The sequence below is a fragment of the Kiloniella sp. genome (assembly GCF_965205715.1).
Taxonomy (GTDB): Bacteria; Pseudomonadota; Alphaproteobacteria; order Kiloniellales; family Kiloniellaceae; genus Kiloniella.
Map to the genome: position 1 here is coordinate 711395 of NZ_CBDBHW010000014.1, position 21837 is coordinate 733231.

Below are 21837 nucleotides of genomic sequence, written 5' to 3' on the forward strand. Positions count from 1 at the left end.
CATCGTCAGAAACCTGTCAGTTAGCACAGTGTATATCCCCCTCATTCGTTGCTTGGTGTAAACTGTCTTTAATCAAGACCGCTCCAATGCAGGTTCTTTGAAGTACAGGATTATACATGACTGCCGCTCCCCGTGTTGAAGGGCTCGATTTTGCCCGGTTTCTTGCTTTTGTTGGCATGGTGTTGGTGAATTTCACCGTTGCCATGGGGGCTGAGAGAGTGGGATCGGCTTGGGCAACGACATTTGTGGGGATGTTAGAGGGACGGGCTGCGGCAACTTTTGTGGTGTTGGCAGGCATTGGACTGGGTTTGGCGTCCAAACCCTTCTCCCAAAAAACTCTCGGGCTCGGTAATCACTCTAATCGAGACAATCAGGCTGATCAGGGGGATCGGCTATTTATTCTGACCAGTAAACGCGCCCTCTTCCTTATGGTATTGGGCCTTTTAAATTCGCTTATTTTTGACGCTGATATTCTGCACTATTACGCGCTCTACTTCTTTTTTGGCGTGATGTTTGTACGGATGAGTTCAGCAGGTTTGATTATCTCTATTATTGCGCTGATGCTTGGCTTTATCGTCATGCTGCTCACCCTCGATTACGATCTCAACTGGGATTGGAAGGCCTATAGCTATCAGAACTTCTGGACCTTTGAGGGTTTTATATTAAACCTGTTTTTTAACGGCTGGCATCCCGTAATCCCCTGGCTCAGCTTTTTTCTCTTTGGCATCCTTTTGAGCAGGATATCTCTCGAGCAAACGTCAACTCAGCTAAAACTGTTCTTCTATGGCCTGATTGCCCTAATGGCGGTTGAAGGGCTTTCTGCCTTTGCATTGAGCCTGTTAAGCGGTGCAGAACAGGACCTGCGTGATATCGCAACAACTGAACCGATCCCACCGATGCCGTTCTATATGATCGCAGGGATGAGTACCGCTTGTATGGTTCTGGCTATCAGCCTTTGGCTTAGCCAGTGGTTAAAGGGCCACGCTATTTTAAAGCTCTGTAATCAAATCGGACGTCAGACGCTTACTCTTTATGTCGCTCATATCTTGCTTGGCATGGGTACGCTCGAAGCTTTAGGCCTACTTGAAGGGCAAAATACAGTTGGGACCACAGATAAAGCAGTACTTGCTTCTATCCTGTTCTGTCTGCTGGCAACAATTTATGTCTGGGCATATACCAAGTTCTTCACACGCGGCCCGATCGAAAGCATCATGCGTGTTATCGCCGGATAGCTCTCTGGTGAGTGTGGGCAGAACCGGCCGATACAGCATTAAAGGGTATAAAAGGCGATGGTCCCGGTCACGATGCCCCAGACGCACATGTTAATGAAAGAACGCAAGATACCACCATCTTCTTCAACACTTACGCCAAGTTTCTGAACAACGATATCCCCAGGATATAGAAAACCAGTTTCAAGCCAGTGTAATAGGGTCATAACGTTTCTCCTTTTAATAACATGTATTATTTATACATCTTTATTTACAAAAGTAATATTGTCAACAAAAATTGACTCCTTACGCAGTTTAAAAAATAGAAAGATCGGTTTTGGTGGTAAAAAGCTCCAGAGCCTTACTGCCAACCAAAGAGTTTCCGTAAGAGTCTAATTCAGGAGACCATACCGCAACAGAAAACTTATTGGGCAGTACCGCGACAATCCCACCCCCAACACCCGATTTAGCAGGCAACCCGACCTTATAGGCAAAGGAGCCCACCGCATCATAAAGGCCACATGTCAAAAGTAGCGCATTTATCCGCTTGGTATCTCTCGTGCTCAAGACTTGTTTTTGAGCAATCGGTGAATAACCACCGCACGCCAATGGCAAGGCTGCTTTGGCAAGGTCTGCACAGGACGTTGTTAGAGCGCATTGACGGAAATAAATATCCAGAAGATCCGGTATTGGGGTTTGTATATTGTCAAAGCTACGCATCAGGTTCGCTAAGGCCGCATTCCGATAGCCGTGATCTTGTTCAGACAAAGCAACTTCTTCATCCACCCGGTTAGACAGGTTGCCCGAAAGCATCCGGTAATAATCCCCGATACGCCTTGAAGCATCGGCAGATCTACTGGCCAGTATATCCGTGACAACGATAGCCCCGGCATTGATAAAGGGGTTGCGGGGAATGCCCTTTTCATACTCCAACTGGACCAGAGAATTAAAGGCGGTTCCAGAGGGTTCGCGCCCCACCCGCGACCAAATATCTATGTCGTCAAAACCCAGCACCTGCATAAGGGTAAAAAGCTTGGAAATGGATTGAATGGAGAAGTCGTCTTGAGCATCTCCGATAAGAAACTCTTCGCCTTCAACCGTATGTACTGCCATGCCAAATTTATCGCCGGGTACGTCAGACAAAGCAGGAATATAGCCGGCGTTTTTTCCCTGGCCAAAAAAAGGATCGATTTCATCCTGAATTTCTGCCAGCACACCCTGAAAATCAACTGAGTTCTCAGCCATTAGATACCATTATTTCCTCTACCCTGAAGCAATATAGCCCTCATAAAATCCGAGAATTACAAGACCTGCTCCAAAGATTTAATATAGAAGATAGGTTTCATGGCAACTTGTTTATTCCTATAAGCAAAAGAAAACCGGCTGATCAATTTCTTGACCAACCGGCTTCCTCACGCAACACGTCCTATGAACTGAGTTTCGCTTTATCCTCCGCCCATCATGTATGTGGGCAGCCAAGTTGCAATCTCAGGGAAGACACAAAGAATGGCGATGGCGAGAACCATACAGAGCATAAAGGGAAGCGCCCCTTTAAGGATGGTGGGTAGCGATACGTCGGGCACGATGCCATTAATGACATAGAGGTTGAGCCCAACCGGTGGTGTGATCAGCCCGATTTCCATATTGATGGTGAAAACCACAGCAAACCAATAAGGATCAAAACCCGCTTGAATAATGATCGGCAACAGAATTGGCGCCGTCATTAAGATCACAGCGACAGGCGGCAGAAAGAAACCTGCAACCAATAGAAAGAGGTTGATGATGATCAGCAGTTGCCACTTGTTGATATCGAGTGCCGCAATATATTCTGCAACGGATTGAGTGACATAGAGCGAAGAAAGCGTGTAGCTAAACAATGCTGATGCCCCGATGATCATCAAGATCATCACGGACTCTTTCATGGAATCAGAAAGAATGCCCCAGATTTTTCGCGGCTGCCACATCCGGTAGATCACGACCACAAGGATCAGGCAGAACAAGGCGCCAACTCCTGCGGCTTCTGATGGGGTCGCAACACCGCCGTAAAGTACATAAAGCACACCAACGATAATGAGCAGGAAGGGGAAAACACGAGGCAGAACCTCAAACTTCTCTTTCCAGCTATAACTATTGATCTGATCTTTAAAGCTATAACCGTTACGCCAAGCGGTATAAAGCGACCAGCACATGAAAAGGGAGGTCAACAGCAGTCCCGGCAACAGACCGGCAAGGAACAAACGGCCAATGGAGGTTTCCGTCGCAATACCATAAACGATCATAGTGATCGAAGGTGGGATTAGAATACCAAGTGTACCGCCCGCTGCAATGGAACCCGTAGCCAAACCATCTGGATAGCCACGCTTACGCATCTCGGGGATGCCCATCTTGCCGATCGCCGCACAGGTCGCCGGAGAAGATCCGCTGAGCGCAGCAAAAATGGAGCACGCGCCAATGTTGGAAATAATCAGCCCGCCCGGTACCCGGTTCAGCCAACGATCAAGGGCAGCATAGAGATCTTTGCCCGCGGGTGACGATGCAACGGCGGCACCCATAACGATAAACATCGGGATCGAAACCAGTGCAAATTCAGATAGACCGGAAAAGAAAGTTTCGGCGACGACATCAAGCGAGCCAAAGCCCTCAAAAGCAAACAGAAAGCCCATGGCGACCAGACCAAGGCCAAAAGCAACCGGAATGCCTGAGGAAAGAACAAGGATGGTAACAAGGGCGACCAAGAGGCCAATATATAATGGATCCATGGTTATTCCCCTTCAAACGCACTGTGGCTGTCCATGGCAAAGGGCATTTCCCGGCCATTGAGTATTGCCAGGATATCCGCAACGTATTGCAACGATAATAAGCCAATCCCGACAGGCAATGACAAGTAAGGGATCCAAAGTGGGAGTTCCCAAATAGTATCTGTTACCCAGCCTCCTTCGAATGCTTCTTCGAAAAGCTCAAAACCTTTCCAGGCAAGAAGCAGCGTAAAGAGTAAACCCCCAATACTCGCGAGAAGAGCAAGAATTCTCCGCGCTGGTAGACTTAAATAGTGTGGAAGCAAATCAACATTTACATGCCCCTTGATCAAAAGCACGTAGGGGCTTCCGATAAGGGTTGCTGCGACCAGTGCAAAGGTAACGTAGTCCGTTTGCCAGATTGTTGATTCCTGGAGGAAATAGCGAAGTACCACCATTTGACAAACGACAACAATTGCAGAGGCAATCAAAATAGAAGCAAATACGCCACATACACGCGAAAGCAGGCGTACGGTATCAATGAAAAAATTCATGTTGTTCTAACCAGATAAGAGCTGAAATGAACAAGAAAACTTAAAGAAAATGCCCTGCTATCAATCCTTTAAAGACGTCAGGCAGGGCATGTTCAATTTCAGTTATTCGACGGCAAGAGCTTTGTTAATCAACTCTTCTCCACCCTTCACCTTTTCAGCAAAAGACTTGTAGGAAGTCTCTTTGGCAATCGCCAACCAAGCTGCGGCCTGATCGTTACTCATGGTAACAACCTCAACACCCGCGCCCTCGTAGGCTTCAACCAATTTACTATCAAGGCCTTTGGCAGCATCAGCAAAGAACTCTTCTGATTTTTTGCCCGCAGCCATCAAAGCCGCTTGCTGTTCTTCATTGAGTTTGTTCCAGCTCTTTTTAGACATGAGCAATGGTTCGTACATGAACCAAAGTGCATTATCTCCAGGTGCGGTTAGACATTTCACCTGTTCATAAATACGGTAAGATACAAAGCTTCCTGAAGATGTGTTCGCTGCATCTAGAACGCCAGTTTGCATCGCGGAATAGATTTCTGAACTCGGCATAGAAGCAATGGAAGCCCCTGCCCCAACCAGCATTTGCTCAAACGATTTACCAGCTGCACGCGTTACCTGCCCCTTCATGCTGTCTGGACCAAGAATGCACTGTTTCTTGGAAGCAAAACCACCGGCAAGCCAGGCATCAGCAAGGACCACGACGCCAGCATCATCAATGATCTTTTTGATGTCATCCATAAAGGGTGAGGTATTCAAACGAGTTGCATGATCATGGTTTTTCACCAGACCCGGCATGTTAGTCGCGTTAAATTCTGGATGGCGACCAGCAGCGTAAGCGAGCGGGAAGGCTGAGATATCAAGCTGCCCCTTAACCATGGCACCCCATTGTTCTTTAGGTTTGAACAGCGCCTTACCAGGATACACCTTGATATCAAGACCAACATTTGCAGCGTTAACTTCGCGGGCAATGATTTGCACCATTTCATCACGCACATCGCCTTTTCCACCAGGCCATTGATGCGATGCCTTCAGGCTTGCGGCCATTGCTGTTTCAGCAAGCAAGCCGCCTGTCATAACCATTCCACCAAGCATCAGCCCGAGAGCTTTTTTAGAAAACTTCATTGTATTCTCCCTATTCAGGCACGATCGCACCCCATGTTAGGGAGCTTGGCCTTTTTATTTTTATGACAACTCAATTTTTTGATGAAAACACAATAATCTTACTTGAGAATACAAGTCAATCTTTTTTGTATACAAGAATCTTCTTTAAATATACATTGTAATCTGTATTATGATTTTCATTCCCTGAGAAATTAAGGGATAACTGCTTTTCATAGGCAGCCGGATTAAGAAACAAGAGGTGGGAGTTCAGAATTTGCCAGATAAGTCGTCTCCAAAGACATCAGCCACAAACATGTCATCGCGTGATTTGAGAAGGCAACTTGAGCATGAAATCGTGCTGGGTGAACTCACCCCTGGAACACGTCTGGACGAAGTCACGTTAACTGAACGCTTTGGTGTATCCAGAACCCCCGTGCGTGAAGCTCTGCAACAGCTAAGTATGATGCAATTGGTTGAAATTCGCCCGCGCCGTGGCGCTTTTGTGAAAAAAATGAGCCTGCGCGAGCTGGTTGACATGTTTGAAGTCATGGCTGAGTTAGAAGGGACGTGCGGCAGGTTGGCTGCAGACCGTATGACGGACGAAGAACGCGATACTCTGAGAGAACTTCACTTGGCCTCTGAGATCATGGTCAAAGAGCGCGATTACGATGGTTATTACCGGGCCAACGTTGCCTTTCATGAGGCCATTTACAAAGGCAGCCACAACGAGTTTTTAAGTGAGCAGACAAAAAACTTACGGAACCGCCTCACCCCCTATCGCCGCCTGCAACTAAGGCAAAGCAATCGCCTGACCAATTCCTTTAACGAACATGGTGAGATAACCGAAGCCATCATAAGTGGCGATAAAACCTTGGCAGAGCAGCTCTTAAGTACCCACGTCACAGTACAAAGAGGCTCTTTCAATGATTTCCTTGCCAGTTTACCAATGGATATTATCGATCAAACGGCCTAACGCTTATCTAAATCATCCCAATATCGCCCCAAAGTATTCATCACACTAACCTAGAGTTGGACTTGTTTATGTCTAAAAATGTTTACGCTCTTTTCCAATCACGCTTTCCAGCCGATTTAACCCAACCTTTCATTATGTCACCTGATGGCGAGGGTCTGAGTTACGGTGAGTTGGAATTGCAGACTTCGAAAATGGCCGGCGCACTCATTTCTTTAGGCACGAAAACAGGCGAACGTGTCGCCGTACAAGTAGAGAAAACTGCCGAGGCCGTTGTCTTGTACCTTGCCTGCTTGAGGATCGGCGCGATCTATCTTCCACTCAACACGGCTTATACAGCCGATGAATTAGATTATTTCCTGGGCGACGCGACCCCTCATATTATGGTTTGCAGCCCCAAAAGCTTGGAAAAACTCACCCCGATTGCAGAGAAAAATTCGGTTCCGCACCTGCTCACCCTTGATACGGATAAAACCGGAAGTTTGATGCGTGCCTATAAAGAGGCGATCCCCGTCACCGAAATTGTCGATGTCCCCGGTGATGCCATTGCTGCTTTTTTGTACACATCCGGCACCACTGGACGATCCAAAGGCGCGATGCTGACCCACGACAATCTGTCCAGTAATGCTCAGGTACTCCATGAGTACTGGGGCTGGAGAGAGGGCGACGTCCTCTTACATGCTTTGCCGATCTTTCATGTTCACGGCCTCTTCGTTGCGATCAATTGTGTTTTGATGAACGGGTCAGCGATGTGGTTCCTGCCAAAATTCGATGCGCAGATCGTCATGGACCTTATCCCTCAAAGTACGGTTATGATGGGCGTGCCCACATTTTACACCCGCCTGTTAGATCAAGAAGAGTTTGGTCACGATCTCTGTGAAAATATGCGGGTCTTTATTTCAGGTTCCGCCCCTCTGCTTGAAGATACCTTTACCCAATTCGCGGACCGTACAGGCATGCCAATTTTGGAACGGTATGGCATGACCGAAGCAGGCATGATCACTTCCAATCCCCTTTCTGGCGCCCGTATTGCAGGTACCGTTGGATACCCTTTGCCAGGAGTAGAGGCGCGATTACCTCGAGGTACAGAACAAGGTGAAGCCGGCGTTTTAGAAATAAAAGGTCCTAATGTTTTCAAAGGCTACTGGAACATGCCTGAGAAAACAGCTGAAGAGTTTACCGACGATGGATTCTTTATTACCGGAGACATCGCAACCATTTCTAATGACAATCGCATTGCCATTGTTGGCCGTGCAAAAGACCTGATCATCAGCGGCGGATATAACGTTTATCCAAAAGAAATCGAGTTGGTGATAGATGATATTGATGGCGTAAAAGAGACTGCGGTTATTGGAACTCAGCACCCTGATTTTGGCGAAGCGGTTGTTGCCGTCGTCATTTGTGATGGCACAAAAGAGCTCCATGAAGACGATATCAAATCAGGCCTAAAAGATCAGCTTGCGCGTTTCAAACAACCCAAGGCGGTGATCTTTATCAATGAACTGCCCCGTAACACCATGGGAAAGGTTCAAAAAAACATCCTCAGGCAAGAATACAATTATCTCTTTGAGACGTAGTGGTATTCCTAAGCATTTACACTTTCGGCCTTGATTGAGCACGACCCTCCATTGAGGCCGCAAGATAACTGCAATTTATAACAGCAATTTAATCCTATTTTTTAGGAGCTTACCTATGGCTGATACAATACTCCCTCTTGAACGCCCATCAGATCTCCCCTCTGGTTCGGGCTTATCGCAGATCTCCGGATCTTGGCGTGACATTGCGCAAACTGCGGCACGTACTCTTGGCTTGGGCAAACTGGTACACTCCGATACTTCTCAAAACGCCATGAAACAACTCATGGACGGTTGCATCAATGGACCGGGTGGAGACGTTTCACAACGCATGCGCACAGCTGATCTGGGCCGAACTTATCTAGATCTCAACACTCAAGGGCGACAGGGCTTTTTAACCTGCCTTGCCCAAGACTTCTCTCCTGATGAAGGAAAATTACGCCAATCTGTGGATAATTATCTGAACGCAACATCTGACGCCGAACGGGTTGTTGCGGCCAACAAGCTCCACAAATCATCTACTCCAGAGCGGCTTAAGCTGCTCACGCAATTTAATGCCCTGCCTAACGGCGTAAAGTTCTTGGTCGATATGAGAACAGATTTACTCGCCTTCAAAGGCAAGGATCCCTATCTCCAAGCTCTGGACAGTGACTTACAGCAGCTTCTAAGCTCCTGGTTCGACATTGGGTTCCTCGACTTCGTAGAGATGACCTGGCGCACCCCAGCAGCTCTATTGGAAAAGCTCATCACCTATGAAGCCGTGCATCAAATCACCTCTTGGGATGATTTGAGAAACAGACTCGATTCAGATAGGCGTTGTTACGCCCTATTTCATCCCAGAATGCCTGATGAACCCCTCGCCTTTGTCGAAGTGGCCTTGGTTAAAGGCCTCGCCGATAATGTTCAGGATATACTGGATACAACAGCCCCCCTGGGAGACCCCAGGGATGCCGATACCGCAATATTCTATTCCATAACCAATACCCAAACAGGGCTGCGCGGCATCAGTTTTGGCGAGCACTTGATCAAGAAAGTGGTCCCACACCTTTCAAAAGAGCTTCCCCGAGTTCAAAACTTCTCAACCCTCTCTCCCGTGCCCGGCTTTAGGAAATGGTTTGAAGGGCTAGATAGTTCTGTGATCGAAGATGCCATCACCCGAGAAGAATTGAAGGCCCTGAGGCAACTCACAGACCAAGAAGAAGCCAAGGACGCTATTCTTTTTTGTATTCACCAAGACAATTGGTTTGAGAATACTGAATTAACCGAATTGCTTCACGGCCCCCTTCTTCGGCTCTGTACTGCGTACTTCCTTGAAAAAGATCCCCGGGGGCGTGCCTTGGATCCTGTAGCTCGCTTTCACTTAAAAAATGGCGCCGAGCTCCACCAACTAAACTGGATGGGAGATATCTCTGACAAAGGCATTTCTCAGGCCGTTGGTATCATGGTGAATTACAAATATGATCTGAGTAAAATTGAGCAAAACCACGAGCAATTTATGAACGATGGTATTGTCGCTATGGGCTCTCAAGTTAAGGGATACTTAAAACAGTTACGCGGCTCTTTAGCACAGGAAAGCACCTTGCAGAAGATCAGAAAGACCATTGCAGGTTAGAGTAAAAATAACAATTTCCGCAACATAACAAATATTATATTTGTTTAGTATCAATGCATAAGGGATCACTTTTAATTTTATTTATAAGCTGAGTCCCTCCCTTCAAACAATGCCTTTCTCACCTCTAAGCACTGCCCTAGAAATAATCGACACTCTCTAACTCTAGCGGTATGACGAAGGTCAATATGGCTGAGGATCCAGATCCCCCAGCTTGAGGGTGGAATATCAATAGCTACTCTTCTCACCTCATCATCAGCAATTGTATCGGGAACATAACAAGGCATTTTAGCGACGCCGATACCTGCTTTTACGGCGGCATACATGCTGTATAAATCATCAACCCGCAGAGCAATTTCCGCATTTGGAAATTGTTCTTGGACCCAGGATGGCGGGTTCGTTTCATCGCACCAAACAATAACAGGGGTATGAGAGTTAATTTCTAGGTGTTTGTTGGCATAGATGCCGTGCTGTATTTTTGTGATCTCTTTACCAATAAGATAATCCGGCGGATTTGGGGTAAGCCTAATCGCCACATCCGCTTCTCTTGCCGCCAGGTTCTTTACCCCCTTGGCAACAACAAGGTTCAATCGAATTAGCGGATGCTGTACTTTAAATCGCTTCACCTCCTCCATAAGGCAATAATCCAGGAGATCATGGGGCATGGTTACATTGATATCCCCCTGTAATCGACTGTCCTGGCCGACCAAACCCCGGGCGATATCGTGGTTACGCGCTTCTATCTCTAGGGCGTACTCATAGATATTACTCGCGGCCTCGGTCATTTCGTAGCCCGTTGGAATACGTTCAAACAACCGCACGCCGTTTTGTTCTTCCAACGCCTGAATACGCCGAGAAACCGTTGAGTGATTAACGCCAAGCTTTTTCGCAGCAGCAGTAATATTACCGGACCTGGCAACTTCGAGAAAATATTTTATGTCATCCCAATTTATCATCCGTGCATTTTTGCACGGACATTCCGCAAAAGTCGAGAATTATCAATCGAGGCCTTTGGCTCTATCTTTACACCAGACATCAAGTTGAAAGGAAAATTGATGATTACGCTATTCCACGGACAAGGCAGCTGTTCACTTGCCGTTAAAGCCGCTCTCGCACTTACCGATACAGATTATCAGGTTACAAAGGTCAATCTTGGCGAGGGAGAACATCTCAGCGACGAGTTCAAAAAAATCAACCCTTTGGGCAAGGTGCCTGCGATTGAAGTTGGCGGCGAATTTCTAACCGAGGGTGCTGCTATCCTGCTCCACCTAGCCGAACGTGCACCCAATGCCAAGCTTCTTCCTGAAGAAGGATCTCTGGCCCGGGCAGAAGCTTATAAATGGCTCATGTTTATGTATTCTAACATTCATCCCCATTATGCCCGTGCTTTTGTCCCCGGCCGCTATGGTGATGACGAAGCAGATGTAAAAACAAAGGCAGAGGTCGCGCTGCACAACCTGTTTGAAATGGTTGATGCCCAGCTTGGGAATAATGATTTCATCAACGGCAAAGAACTGAGCCTCGCTGATCTATACCTAATGGTTTGCATCCATTGGGAAGGTGTTCTGAGCAAGTCTATCACAGGCACTTACAAGAACATCGCACGTTACAAGAAACATATGTTTGAGCAACCAGTAATCGGTGAAATTTATCGTACTGAATACGCGAACTAAACAGTTCAAAAATCAAAACGGAGCGAACAATATACTGCCTTACTATAGTTCGCTCCGCCTGTTCCACCCTATGCCCTAAAACACCATGGCTTAAGTCGCAGAGGATACCTCCTCTTCGTTGCCAAAGGCATAGATATCCATCGCCAGAACGCCGTAGGTTGTACTGGCGTGTATCCGTTTTCCACGTGCACCAACCTCAACGTTGGAACCACCTGCCCCCAGGGCAAAAAACAGGGGATGAATATGATCCATAGTTGGATGGTTTTTCTTTCCTTCAGGAGCATCCGTAATTGCCGCCAGCACGGACTGATAATCTCCTGTTTCTATTTTTTCGGTCACCCAGTCGGTAAAGTCACTTACCCAAGGTACAACTGTGTCCCCTTGATCATGGCCCCCCATCATAAGTTCCCGTAAATTATGAGATGCACTACCAGATCCAATAATGAGTACACCTTCGCCCCTCAGACCAGATAGAGCCTGCCCTAATTCAAAATGCCATTTTGGGCTCTGCCCCATGGAAATGGAAAGCTGTACGACTGGCACATCCGCATTAGGATACATATGCACCAGTGGCACCCATGTACCATGATCCAATCCCCTGCTATCATCCATAACTGGATCAAGCCCTGCTTCCAACAAAAGCTCTCTCACCCTTAAGGCGATTTCAGAAGACCCCTTTGCCGGATAGCGAATGTCATACAACGCTGCTGGAAAACCACCAAAATCGTAGATAGTGTCAAACTCGGATGCTGCGGCGATCGTCGGGCGCCTTTGATCAAAATGCGCTGAGACGATTACAATGGCTTTCGGCTTGGTAAAATTTTGCCCCAGGTTTGTTAAAAAGCGTGTAACCGTATTGTCTTCCAGTGCTAATGTTGGCGCCCCGTGAGAGACAAAAAGGCTGGGATAGGATACAGGGTGATTTTTGGTCACTGATATCTCCGATACTAACTGTTAGGTTATAACCAAAAAATGGTTTTATATACGCGAAACAGTCTGTTCTGGATTTAGCCTCGTCTGGAATTTTGCAGACAGGGAATAGGCGCCATCGCCGAGTAATCCCATTGAAATAAGGGCCGCTAGCCAGAATACGGGGAACTCCCATCCGCCGCCCTGATTAGTGAACAACCAACCGTTTGCCCCATGAACAAAGATTGTTGCTCCCAAAAGAACTGGCGCAAGGACAACAGCGACCACCCGGGTTTTATAGCCAAGTAATAAAGCGATTGCGCCGATGATTTCAGCAGAAATCACGATATAGGCTAGAAAACTCGGCAGGCCTACAGAATCAAAAAATCCTGCTGTGCCCGCAGGGGTGAAAACAAAGAGTTTAAGCCCAGCATGGGCCAGAAAAGCGATGGCAAGGGTCACTCTGAGTAACAGTGCGGCATAGGGGGCCGTTTTTTGGTCCAACATTAAGTTTCTCCTTTAAGATCATATACAAAGAGACAGGACTTGCCCCTGTCGATGTTTAAAATTGCCCCAATAACGGGTTTTATCCTGTTATGTGTTGCGGGCCTACAAGGAAAATAGTTAGTATCCAAAAAGAAACAATTACATAACAATGAACATATTTAGTTCTTTAAAGGAACGTATATTGGATCGCTTTACCCTTATGGAAGCTTTTGCCCGGGTTGTTGAAACCGGGTCGTTTGTTGCGGCAGGTGAGGCCCTGAACATTTCTCGGCCCATGATCAGTAAACAGGTTCAACGCCTGGAAGACGAACTCGGGGTGCGTTTGCTCAATCGCACCACCCGTCGGGTTTCTCTTACTGAAGCCGGAAGATCGTTTTACATCCGCTGTCAGGAAATCCTCCCTCAAGTAGATGAGGCAATCCGTGAAGCAAGCAACCTGCAGGTCCACCCGCAAGGCCTGCTCCGCATCAATGCCCCACACGCCTTTGGCAAACGACACGTAGCCCCAGCAATTGCAAACTATCAAAAGTCTTATCCGGATGTTTCCGTTGATCTGATCTTAAACGACCGTGTGGTCAATTTGGTCGATGAAGGCTATGACTTGGCAATACGGATTGGTGTCCTGGCTGATTCAAGTCTGATTGCACGCAAACTCGCACCCTGTAGAATTCACCTCTGCGCTGCCCCAAGCTATCTAGCAGACCGCGGGATCCCCACCTCGCCCAGTGACCTCAAGCAGCACAATTGCCTGCAATACAGTTATTCGTCCTATGGGGATGAGTGGAACTTTAGCAAAGAGGATAAAAAATACGCGGTTAAAGTGACGGGATCACTGCATGCCAATTACGGAGAAGCCCTGGCATCAGCCGCAGTTGAGGGCCTCGGGCTCGTATTACTGCCCAGTTTCGTCTTAGAGCCCTATTTGAAAACAGGTGCGCTCAAAATTATCTTATCGGATTACAAAGTCGATGATCTCGGTATCTTTGCCGTCTTTCCCCAAAGCAGGCTCCTGCCACCAAAGGTAAGAACTTTCATTGATTTCCTGCACAAAAGCTTTGGCCCTGAACCTTATTGGGATGAACATGCATAGAAAAGCGAGGAAACTTCCCTCCTCGCTTATACATTTTAATGCGTCAATTAGGTTGACTTCAACTTTCTGTAATCATCTGTTTGCATGCCAGCAAATCCCCAATTTTCCAACTCTACTTCGTCAATAACAATGTGAGTTGTTTGCGGATCCTTATTAAGTACTTCCTGAAGAAGGTCCGTTACACCTTTGATTAATTTTAATTTTTGCTCACGTGTAACACCTTCTTTGGTGACTTTGATATTCACGAATGGCATTTATTACTCCTAGGGATGGGAATTCCACTCAGAACGAGTGGCTCGATGAGTGGCTCGACCTCAAAGGTCGAAATGGAATACTTTTGATATAATCTGCCAACGGCCATCCACAAGGATGAGAGACAGAAAATCTGTGAAGAATTTCTCGCCAATTGCACAGTTCAAAGTAACCTGGGCGGTATTGGGTCCGGCAAAGCTAATGGACAGAATTTTATCTCTCCGCAACTCTCCCCGACTGGCAGGCGATTGTCGGCGACTGACGATTGGAAAGTATTCTTCCATTGTCAGATACATCAGGAATTCTTCTGTAGCGCAGACATAATGCGCCTTTGGATGGAACACTTTTGCCAAAAGATCGAGATCACAGTGATAGAGACCATCAAAATAGAGACCAATGGCTTCTTCTACTGCTAGGTAAGCCGATGACATGCTTTAGGTTCCTCATCTAGTGGGTAACAAGATATGCCCGCTTTGAACCCGTAGGATCATAGCGGGCAATATCCAAGGAATTAGTTCAAGAGGCCTTCGGCACCCAGGGCAACTTGTGTTTTTTCACGCGCAGCAACACGTCCAACGTAAGCCGACAGATTTGGTACCTTATCCAGACTGATACCAACGAAATTTGACCAATTTGTCACAACGAAGAGATAGGCATCTGCCACGGTAAAGCGATCACCCAGAAGATAGTCTCTGCCATCAGACAGAATTTTTTCAAAGTGAGCCAGTTTCTTGGCAACATTCTCTTCCGCAGGTTGGCGCGCATCGCCTTCTGCCTTGCCCGAGAAGAAGGGGCCAAAGGCTTTATGAAGTTCTGATGAAATGAAGTTTAGGTGTTCTTGCAATCTGGCACGATCAATGGACCCAGCAGATGGAGCCAGACCTGATTCCGGCTTTTGATCGGCCAGATACTGGAGGATCGCAGCCCCCTCGGTTAAGATCTCGCCATCAGCTAATTTCAAGGCAGGCACATAACCATTCGGATTTACGAGTGAAAAGTCTTCACCACTTTCCGTTTTCTGTGCCTCCGAATCAACCTGCTCAATATCAAAATCATGGCCCAATTCGTGTAATACGATATGAGATGCAAGGGAACAGGCGCCAGTTTTGTAATAGAGTTTCATAAGATCTTACCTCAAAGAATTGTTGTTGATGACAACAGAGGTAAGATCGCTAGTTACTTTTGTAAACCTTATGATATTATGTTACTTAATTATATAGTTTCCAAACGGTAACTCATTGAAATATAGCATTTAAACCTCATCTCTATAGAGAAGACAAATCAGGAGAATTTTGCATTGGCTCTGAAGATGCGTAAAAACCAAAGCAGTGATGTCCCCTATGGCTGCCCCTTGTCAGAGTGCATGGCAATTTTAGGTGGGGCCTGGACTACCAATCTTATCTGGTATCTTTCAGGAGGTCCCAGACGGTTTAGTGAGCTAAAGCACGATTTAGTTGGGATCTCGGCCAAAATGCTCGCGACACGGCTCAAAGAACTTGAGAATAAAGCTGTTGTCCACCGCAGAGTACTGCCAACCTCCCCCCCATCCGTAGAATATAGCTTAACCGACTTGGGCGAAGAGTTGGTCCCGGCCATCAATGCCATCGTTGAGGTCGGGCATAAAATAAAAGTACGAAACGGTACTCCTTAACGCATTTCTGAAATTAATTACCAGAAGAGTTCGGAACTATTGCCCGCGAAGAACTTCCCCCAGATCACTATTCCAGCTTTGGTGATCTTTGGTATGGGTTGAAAACTGCCACCCTGCAATACCGCCGAAATCAGCACCATACTGAGTGCGCAGCGGTTCGATGATCTCACGCACCATAACCTGCGGCGAAACGTGACCGCTGAAGGCATCAGCTTTATATACTGGCTTACCGATCACAACCTTATCTGAGGACCAGGATAATCCGTCCAATCCAGAAACCAAACCACGATAAGAGGTGACATAAGGGTTGTGATTGCTACCCACGACCTTACTTTTGACCGGGCCATCCTGTCCTGGGTTGTTATAATATTGGACTGTAATCCAATCGATATCTCCCCCTGCCTTCTTTAAAATATCCAAGTAAGGCCCTTGGTGCCAATCAGGGTTGAGATAGGGAGACTGCGGCGCATGACTAATGAAATAATCCTTCGATGGTAATTTTTCTCGCAAAGCTTTTGTCAGACGAATTAAGAAAGATTTGCCATCAGCCACACCAGGGGATCGATCCATATGGAGCATTGAGCTTGCTTCAAAATCGAGATCTACCCCGTCGAGCCCCTTGGTCCGAACAAAATCTGCGATCAGAGCAGCCAATTCCTCTTCGCGGTGAACAAGATGTTTATAATCGTCTGCCTTAGCCAGTCCACCACCAAATGAAATCAGTACTTTTATGCCATTTTCTTTCAATCTTGGAATCGTGGACCACTGCTGCGCCAGATTTTTGGGCGGAGTTAAATGACCCCCGGCAAAGCCGGGGGCTTAAGCGGGTGAGCCCCTTAAAGGGGCAAATTGGGAACCGCTAAAGCGGTTATGGATTGAATATATCCATTTGGTCAAAGTACTTATCACGCTCTTCTTGCGTTCTGATATACTCCCTCACCATCTGTTCATCGAGCCCTACAGTTGAGACGAAATATCCACGGGCCCAAAAATTTTCACCCTTGAAATTCCGTGCTTTATTTTTGAATTTTCGAGCTATGGCAATCGCGCTTTTTCCTTTTAGGTATCCAACGACTTTTGAAACAGCATGTTTGGGCGGTATGCTGATACACATGTGAATGTGATCCGGCATCAAATGGCCCTCCTCAATCTTACTTTCGCGATGCCCGGCCAGTTCATGGAAAATTTCACCAAGATACTGACGTAGGTTGCCATAGATAACTTTTTGCCTGCGTTTAGGGATGAAAACCACGTGGTATTTACAATCCCATCTCGTATGTGCAAGGCTTTTGTAATCTCTCATCGGCTAATTCCTTTGTTATTTTGGTCAATAAACAAAGAAATGTAAGACCGTGGGAACGGTCAAACCATTGAGAGTCCCCCGGCATAGCCGGGGGTTTACCGGATTAAATTAGTTCTATTTCACCGCCGTGGGTAATCCGAGAGCCGAGAAAGGATAGAATGACATGACTATAATCTGCCTTAACAACCTCAGCGAGGGCAGATGCGTCACTGTTGTAATAGATAATGTACCGAGGTGAAGCGGTTGCCAAGGAACTACTGATAAGAAAGCAAAGTGTCGTCAGATAGACAAAACCGATACTAAACTTTCCCAACGTTAAAATCCTTCAAAAACCGTATCGTGTGCATCAACTGCGGCTGCGGCTTTGTCTGCAACTTTAGCAATACTCCACCCGGGAGCATATACTTCTGATCCAAGGCCGAAACCAGAACAACCAACTTGGACGTACTTTTTAAATTCCGAAAGCTTCACACCTCCAACGGCATAAAGTGGAGTGCCTTCCGGAAGAAGAGCGCGCAAAGCCTTACATCCATTAAAACCCGCCATTGAGGCCGGGGTAATATTTAAGCCATCTGCGCCAGCATCCAACGCTGCGAAACACTCACTTGGAGTAACGACTCCTGGCCAAGATAATAATCCTAACTCTTTAGTGAGAGTTATTATCTTAGGATTACAGTTTGGAGAAGAAATAAACTTACCCCCTAGAATTTTCAGTCCATCAACATCAATTCGTTTAAGGGCCATTCCTGCACCTATTATGGCCTTATCACCCATAACTTTCGTGATCGCAGAGATTGAGCCAAAAGGATTTGGCGAGTCTAAGGGAATTTCAATTCGAGTTATTCCTGCCTCTACCAATACCCCTGCTAAATCAACAGCTTCTTCAACTTCTACCCCCTCTAGGGTTACAACAATATTCCGGCGTTTCATGTTCAAAACATCCTAAAATAACTTAGTGGTTAACAAGCAATTTTTGCTCAAAGATATGCATCTTACATCACAATCTATGCGATATTCGTTAACAACTTAGACTATCTATAATGATGCATATTTTTCAATATTTTATAAAAATTACGTGGACGAAATTCATATGAATAGCAAGAAACGGATAGTCTGAAATATTTGTCTTCCCTACTATTATACTCAATAAAATTTGGTATGGAGCAATTATTGCTATGAACTCGACAATTAATATCTCTATGGGTGGCCGCGAATGGTTCATGCTTATTGTTTTATCTATTTTATGGGGTGGCTCTTTTTTCTTTGTGGGTGTCGCGGTATCCGAACTTCCCCCTCTGACAATTGTAACCCTCAGGGTTGGGTTGGCAGCAATAACACTTTGGGGTGTGGTTATCGCTTTGAAAATCCCCGTTCCATCAACCCTTAAGGCGTGGAAAGCCTTCTTGTTTATGGGGATGCTTAATAATGTTATCCCCTTTACGCTAATCGTGTGGGGACTGTTCAGCGACAATAACCTTGGCCGGTTGCGACAACCACCTTGGCCGGTGGATCTGATCATTAAAAAGGGCGTGCCCGTTTGATAATCAGATCCACCGGCCAAGGCTTAATTTGGTGTTAGTTACAAGCTGCTGTGAGTTGATAAATTAGGAACCTCTAGATGTAATTGGAGGAACCTGTTTGCCGTATAAATTTATCACAGATGAACAACTGAGACTTTACATGACAGATAGAAAAACTCATGGTCAACGAACCGCCGCTGCCCGCGCAGGGTTTAGCGAACGCACGGCCCGCCGATTTGACGTTGATGCGACTTTACCGTCACAACGCAATATAAAGCGAGGGCGAACAGTTTCTGATCCGCTTGAAGATATCTGGGATAAGGACATCCTTCCCATTTTGGATAAAGACAACTCGGTCAAACCCATTACTTTGTTGCGCCACATACAGAGCCTCTATCCGCTCCGTTTTCCCGATGACCGTGTCAAGCGCACGTTAGAGCGCCGAGTTCGGGGATGGCGGGCTCTGAATGGCCCTGAAAAGGATATCATTTTCAGGCAAACACCTGAGCCGGGTTACATGGGCCAATCAGATTTCACGGATGCAGCCGACTTAAGTATTACCATTGCAGGAGATCCTTTGGTGCATCGGCTCTATCATTTTGTTCTGGTATATAGCCGATGGGAACATGTTGGGGTCGTACTTGGCGGTGAGAGTTTTACAGCCCTTGCGGAGAACTTACAAAATGCGCTTTGGTCCTTGGGGGGCGCTCCTGAAAACCACCGGACCGACAGCCTGTCTGCGGCCTTTCGGAATTTGAGCGTTGAGGAAAAGGAGGACATTACCAAACGTTATTCTGCTTTTGTTGAGCACTACGGTATGGAGGCCAGTCGAAATAACAGAGGGGAATCACACGAGAACGGTGCCATTGAATCTCACCACGGTCACCTTAAGACTGCGATAAAGCAGGCCCTGATTTTGCGTGGCAGTAATGACTTTGACACTTTGGATGAGTATCGGCGATTTTTGGACGAGCTGATTGCTAGACGGAACAAACATCGTGACCAAGATATCCAAACAGAGTTGAAATCTCTCAAGGCGTTACCTCCTCGGCGAACAACAGATTACACTGAAGTCGTGTCGAGAGTTACCAAAACAAGTGGTTTTTTAGTTAAGCAGGTTTTTTATAGCGCCCCTTCTCGCCTAATTGGTCAACGCTTGCGTGTCCATATTTACGATAACCGGATAGAAGCCTATCTAGGCAGCACTCATGTCGTCAGCCATTCTCGTGAGCGGGGGCACGGCAAAGGCCCCCGCATTCATGTTATCAATTATCATCACGTCATTCATGCTCTCAAACGTAAACCTCAGGCACTCGCCAATTCTATTTATCGTGACAGTATTTTTCCAAGAACCGAGTACTCCCTGGCCTGGACATTGTTTCAGAAAAAGTTGTCCCGCAGAGATGCGTGTCGTCAGATGGTTGGGATACTTTTCCTTGCGCACGAAGAGGCTTGTGAGGCCGAAGTCGCGCACCTGATTTCGAGAGAAATCAATGCAGGAAGGCTACCTTGCGCAAAAAAACTTAAGCTGAATATCACAAAAAAGAACACGGATTTACCTCCTGATATTCCCGTGGTTCAACCTTCATTATCAGTCTTTGATACTCTGTTGGAGGATCGGGCATGACAAACATTGAAGTGGATCAGCACAAGCTGCCTCTTATGCTAACTGACTTACGATTACCCAGCTTTCACAAACACTGGCAAGATATCGCAATCCAATCCGACAAGGAGGGCTGGTCAGCAGCCAGGTTCCTTGCCGTTTTGGCCGAATATGAATTGGCCGAAAGGGACACGCGACGCATTCAACGCCATCTCAACGCATCAAACCTGCTGGGCGGAAAAACTCTGGCCACTTTTAACTTCAAGCGGCTGCCTAACGTGAAAAAGGCGCAGGTCGAAGCCTTGTCTGCCGGTGACTGGATTGACGCAAGAGCAAATCTGATTGCCATTGGAAATTCAGGGGGAGGAAAAACTCATCTCCTATGCGCCGTAGGTTATGCTCTTATAGAGGCTGGATACCGTGTGCTCTATACGCAAACCAGTGATCTGGTGCAAAAACTCCAGGCTGCCAGACGTGAACTTATGCTCGAAAACGCCCTCGCAAAACTCGATAAATTTGATCTCATCATTCTCGATGATATTACCTATGCACAAAGGGATATATCTGAAACATCCGTGCTCTTTGAATTGATCGCCAGACGATATGAGTACCGAAGTATTGCAATTGCTGCCAATCAACCTTTTAGCGGATGGGACAATATTTTTCAAGATAAGGCCATGACCGTTGCAGCAATCGATCGTCTTGTTCACCACTCAACCATTCTTGAGATGAATATCGACAGCTACAGACAATGGGAAGCCGCCCAAAATCTCAAAAAAATGTTGCGGAAAACCACAAACAAAAAGGTGAAAAATATGCCTGAAGCATCGTAAATAAACGTCAGATCACAGCCGCATCAAAAGCGGCCAAGGTGGTTGACGCAACCGGACAAAGTGGTTGACGCTCTACAGGGGACAAACCTATATTGCTTCAGGCTTGGCATCTATACTCAATGCCACGACACCTTTTTTTGGCGTAATTGTCGCGACCATTTTCCTACCGGACGAGAGAGCAACCATTTTAAAAGTTGTCGGTGTTATTATTGGCTTTGCCGGGGTCGTACTTATGTTTGGGGTCCCAACAGAGAGCCAAAATACCTTTGCTCAATTAGCGATATTAGCCGCGACTTTATCTTATGCCTTTGCTGGTGCCTATGGCCGCAAGTTCAAAACAATGGCAATAAACCCTATAGTCACAGCTGCCGGCCAAATCAGCGGGGCAACCTTCATATTAATCCCGATCACATATGTCGTTGAAGGTTTACCGTCCTTAACAGAGATCACTATGGAAACCTGGGTTTCCGTTGTCTCCCTTGCGATTTTCTCAACGGCCATCGCTTATATTCTTTATTTTAAAATTCTTGAAAAGGCAGGCGCGACAAATCTTTTGCTTGTCACCCTACTGGTACCGATTTCTGCCATCTTGCTTGGCTCAATCTTCTTAAACGAAGTATTAGAAGCATCCCATTTTGTGGGAATGCTGATTATCGCCATCGGGTTATCAGCTATAGATGGTCGGCTATGGAAGTGGTCAGCCCAACAGTTTGCTAAAGACACAAGAGAATAACTGCAGAGGTTAAAATGGGGGAGA

At 46.6% G+C, this 21837-nt stretch carries 26 protein-coding genes; 11 read left to right on the plus strand and 15 right to left on the minus strand.

Features of this window, described 5'->3' with window-relative positions; translation table 11 throughout:
- Positions 1–116 precede the first annotated feature (116 nt).
- Entirely contained in the window at positions 117–1232 is a 1116-nt protein-coding gene (locus tag ACOGW3_RS20140; protein WP_419904587.1) for a DUF418 domain-containing protein, read from the plus strand.
- A gap of 38 nt (positions 1233–1270) precedes the next feature.
- On the opposite strand, the gene ACOGW3_RS20145 is transcribed toward ACOGW3_RS20140, so the two are convergent.
- From ACOGW3_RS20145 to dctP, 5 genes are all read right to left on the minus strand, one after another.
- A complete protein-coding gene (locus tag ACOGW3_RS20145) occupies positions 1271–1435 on the minus strand; it encodes a hypothetical protein (RefSeq protein ID WP_419904588.1) in 165 nt (54 codons plus the stop codon).
- 88 nt (positions 1436–1523) lie between these two features.
- A complete protein-coding gene (locus tag ACOGW3_RS20150) occupies positions 1524–2453 on the minus strand; it encodes a glutaminase (RefSeq protein WP_419904589.1) in 930 nt (309 codons plus the stop codon).
- Between the two features lie 200 nt (positions 2454–2653).
- The gene (locus ACOGW3_RS20155; RefSeq protein ID WP_419904590.1) at positions 2654–3967 is read right to left on the minus strand and encodes a TRAP transporter large permease; all 1314 of its coding nucleotides are present in this window, start codon (positions 3965–3967) and stop codon (positions 2654–2656) included.
- A 2-nt stretch (positions 3968–3969) separates the two neighbouring features.
- Positions 3970–4497 carry a TRAP transporter small permease gene (locus ACOGW3_RS20160; protein ID WP_419904591.1) on the minus strand — a complete coding sequence of 176 codons (528 nt, stop codon included), beginning with the start codon at positions 4495–4497 and terminating at the stop codon, positions 3970–3972.
- Positions 4498–4599: 102 nt separating this feature from the next.
- On the minus strand, positions 4600–5607 hold the full coding sequence (gene dctP, locus ACOGW3_RS20165; RefSeq protein ID WP_419904592.1) for a TRAP transporter substrate-binding protein DctP: 1008 nt from the start codon (positions 5605–5607) through the stop codon (positions 4600–4602).
- Between the two features lie 253 nt (positions 5608–5860).
- Here dctP and ACOGW3_RS20170 point away from each other — a divergent pair, with 253 nt between their 5' ends.
- From ACOGW3_RS20170 to ACOGW3_RS20180, 3 genes are all read left to right on the plus strand, one after another.
- Positions 5861–6559: a GntR family transcriptional regulator gene (locus ACOGW3_RS20170; protein ID WP_419904593.1), complete on the plus strand. Its 699-nt coding sequence runs from the start codon at positions 5861–5863 to the stop codon at positions 6557–6559.
- Positions 6560–6627: 68 nt separating this feature from the next.
- A complete protein-coding gene (locus ACOGW3_RS20175) occupies positions 6628–8133 on the plus strand; it encodes a malonate--CoA ligase (protein WP_419904594.1) in 1506 nt (501 codons plus the stop codon).
- A 115-nt stretch (positions 8134–8248) separates the two neighbouring features.
- Entirely contained in the window at positions 8249–9742 is a 1494-nt protein-coding gene (locus tag ACOGW3_RS20180) for a malonyl-CoA decarboxylase (RefSeq protein ID WP_419904595.1), read from the plus strand.
- Between the two features lie 77 nt (positions 9743–9819).
- Here ACOGW3_RS20180 and ACOGW3_RS20185 read toward each other — a convergent pair whose 3' ends face one another.
- Positions 9820–10695 carry a LysR family transcriptional regulator gene (locus ACOGW3_RS20185; RefSeq protein WP_419904596.1) on the minus strand — a complete coding sequence of 292 codons (876 nt, stop codon included), beginning with the start codon at positions 10693–10695 and terminating at the stop codon, positions 9820–9822.
- Positions 10696–10794: 99 nt separating this feature from the next.
- On the opposite strand from ACOGW3_RS20185, the gene ACOGW3_RS20190 reads away from it, so the two are divergent.
- Positions 10795–11412, plus strand: a complete 618-nt coding sequence (locus ACOGW3_RS20190; protein WP_419904597.1) for a glutathione S-transferase family protein — start codon at positions 10795–10797, stop codon at positions 11410–11412.
- 90 nt (positions 11413–11502) lie between these two features.
- Here ACOGW3_RS20190 and ACOGW3_RS20195 read toward each other — a convergent pair whose 3' ends face one another.
- Together ACOGW3_RS20195 and ACOGW3_RS20200 are read right to left on the minus strand one after the other, a co-directional pair.
- Positions 11503–12345 carry a DODA-type extradiol aromatic ring-opening family dioxygenase gene (locus ACOGW3_RS20195; protein WP_419904598.1) on the minus strand — a complete coding sequence of 281 codons (843 nt, stop codon included), beginning with the start codon at positions 12343–12345 and terminating at the stop codon, positions 11503–11505.
- A 45-nt stretch (positions 12346–12390) separates the two neighbouring features.
- Complete coding sequence (locus ACOGW3_RS20200) at positions 12391–12828, minus strand: DoxX family protein (protein ID WP_419904599.1); 438 nt, start codon at positions 12826–12828, stop codon at positions 12391–12393.
- A gap of 181 nt (positions 12829–13009) precedes the next feature.
- Between ACOGW3_RS20200 and ACOGW3_RS20205 the strand changes: the two genes are divergently transcribed.
- Positions 13010–13918: a LysR family transcriptional regulator gene (locus ACOGW3_RS20205; protein WP_419904600.1), complete on the plus strand. Its 909-nt coding sequence runs from the start codon at positions 13010–13012 to the stop codon at positions 13916–13918.
- A gap of 47 nt (positions 13919–13965) precedes the next feature.
- Here the strand turns inward: ACOGW3_RS20205 and ACOGW3_RS20210 are convergent, their stop codons facing one another.
- From ACOGW3_RS20210 to gstA, 3 genes are all read right to left on the minus strand, one after another.
- Entirely contained in the window at positions 13966–14172 is a 207-nt protein-coding gene (locus ACOGW3_RS20210) for a tautomerase family protein (protein ID WP_419904601.1), read from the minus strand.
- Positions 14173–14232: 60 nt separating this feature from the next.
- Complete coding sequence (locus ACOGW3_RS20215) at positions 14233–14601, minus strand: nuclear transport factor 2 family protein (RefSeq protein ID WP_419904602.1); 369 nt, start codon at positions 14599–14601, stop codon at positions 14233–14235.
- Positions 14602–14681: 80 nt separating this feature from the next.
- Positions 14682–15293 carry a glutathione transferase GstA gene (gstA, locus tag ACOGW3_RS20220; RefSeq protein ID WP_419904603.1) on the minus strand — a complete coding sequence of 204 codons (612 nt, stop codon included), beginning with the start codon at positions 15291–15293 and terminating at the stop codon, positions 14682–14684.
- A 186-nt stretch (positions 15294–15479) separates the two neighbouring features.
- On the opposite strand from gstA, the gene ACOGW3_RS20225 reads away from it, so the two are divergent.
- Positions 15480–15821, plus strand: a complete 342-nt coding sequence (locus tag ACOGW3_RS20225; RefSeq protein WP_419904604.1) for a winged helix-turn-helix transcriptional regulator — start codon at positions 15480–15482, stop codon at positions 15819–15821.
- A gap of 36 nt (positions 15822–15857) precedes the next feature.
- On the opposite strand, the gene ACOGW3_RS20230 is transcribed toward ACOGW3_RS20225, so the two are convergent.
- From ACOGW3_RS20230 to ACOGW3_RS20245, 4 genes are all read right to left on the minus strand, one after another.
- Complete coding sequence (locus tag ACOGW3_RS20230) at positions 15858–16598, minus strand: glycosyl hydrolase family 18 protein (protein ID WP_419905965.1); 741 nt, start codon at positions 16596–16598, stop codon at positions 15858–15860.
- 91 nt (positions 16599–16689) lie between these two features.
- The gene (tnpA, locus tag ACOGW3_RS20235; protein ID WP_419901154.1) at positions 16690–17124 is read right to left on the minus strand and encodes an IS200/IS605 family transposase; all 435 of its coding nucleotides are present in this window, start codon (positions 17122–17124) and stop codon (positions 16690–16692) included.
- A 103-nt stretch (positions 17125–17227) separates the two neighbouring features.
- Positions 17228–17437, minus strand: a complete 210-nt coding sequence (locus ACOGW3_RS20240) for a hypothetical protein (protein ID WP_419904605.1) — start codon at positions 17435–17437, stop codon at positions 17228–17230.
- A gap of 2 nt (positions 17438–17439) precedes the next feature.
- A complete protein-coding gene (locus tag ACOGW3_RS20245) occupies positions 17440–18054 on the minus strand; it encodes a 2-dehydro-3-deoxy-6-phosphogalactonate aldolase (protein ID WP_419904606.1) in 615 nt (204 codons plus the stop codon).
- A 245-nt stretch (positions 18055–18299) separates the two neighbouring features.
- Between ACOGW3_RS20245 and ACOGW3_RS20250 the strand changes: the two genes are divergently transcribed.
- The 4 genes from ACOGW3_RS20250 to ACOGW3_RS20265 all read left to right on the plus strand — a co-directional run bounded on the left by ACOGW3_RS20250 (position 18300) and on the right by ACOGW3_RS20265 (position 21813).
- Positions 18300–18665 (plus strand): EamA family transporter, encoded by a 366-nt coding sequence (locus tag ACOGW3_RS20250; protein WP_419904607.1) that lies wholly within the window; start codon positions 18300–18302, stop codon positions 18663–18665.
- Between the two features lie 97 nt (positions 18666–18762).
- Complete coding sequence (istA, locus tag ACOGW3_RS20255) at positions 18763–20271, plus strand: IS21 family transposase (RefSeq protein WP_419901087.1); 1509 nt, start codon at positions 18763–18765, stop codon at positions 20269–20271.
- Positions 20268–21080: an IS21-like element helper ATPase IstB gene (istB, locus tag ACOGW3_RS20260; RefSeq protein WP_419901088.1), complete on the plus strand. Its 813-nt coding sequence runs from the start codon at positions 20268–20270 to the stop codon at positions 21078–21080. Before istA ends, istB begins: the two co-directional genes overlap by 4 nt.
- Before the next feature lie 64 nt (positions 21081–21144).
- On the plus strand, positions 21145–21813 hold the full coding sequence (locus ACOGW3_RS20265) for a DMT family transporter (RefSeq protein WP_419904608.1): 669 nt from the start codon (positions 21145–21147) through the stop codon (positions 21811–21813).
- The last annotated feature ends 24 nt before the right edge of the window (positions 21814–21837 follow it).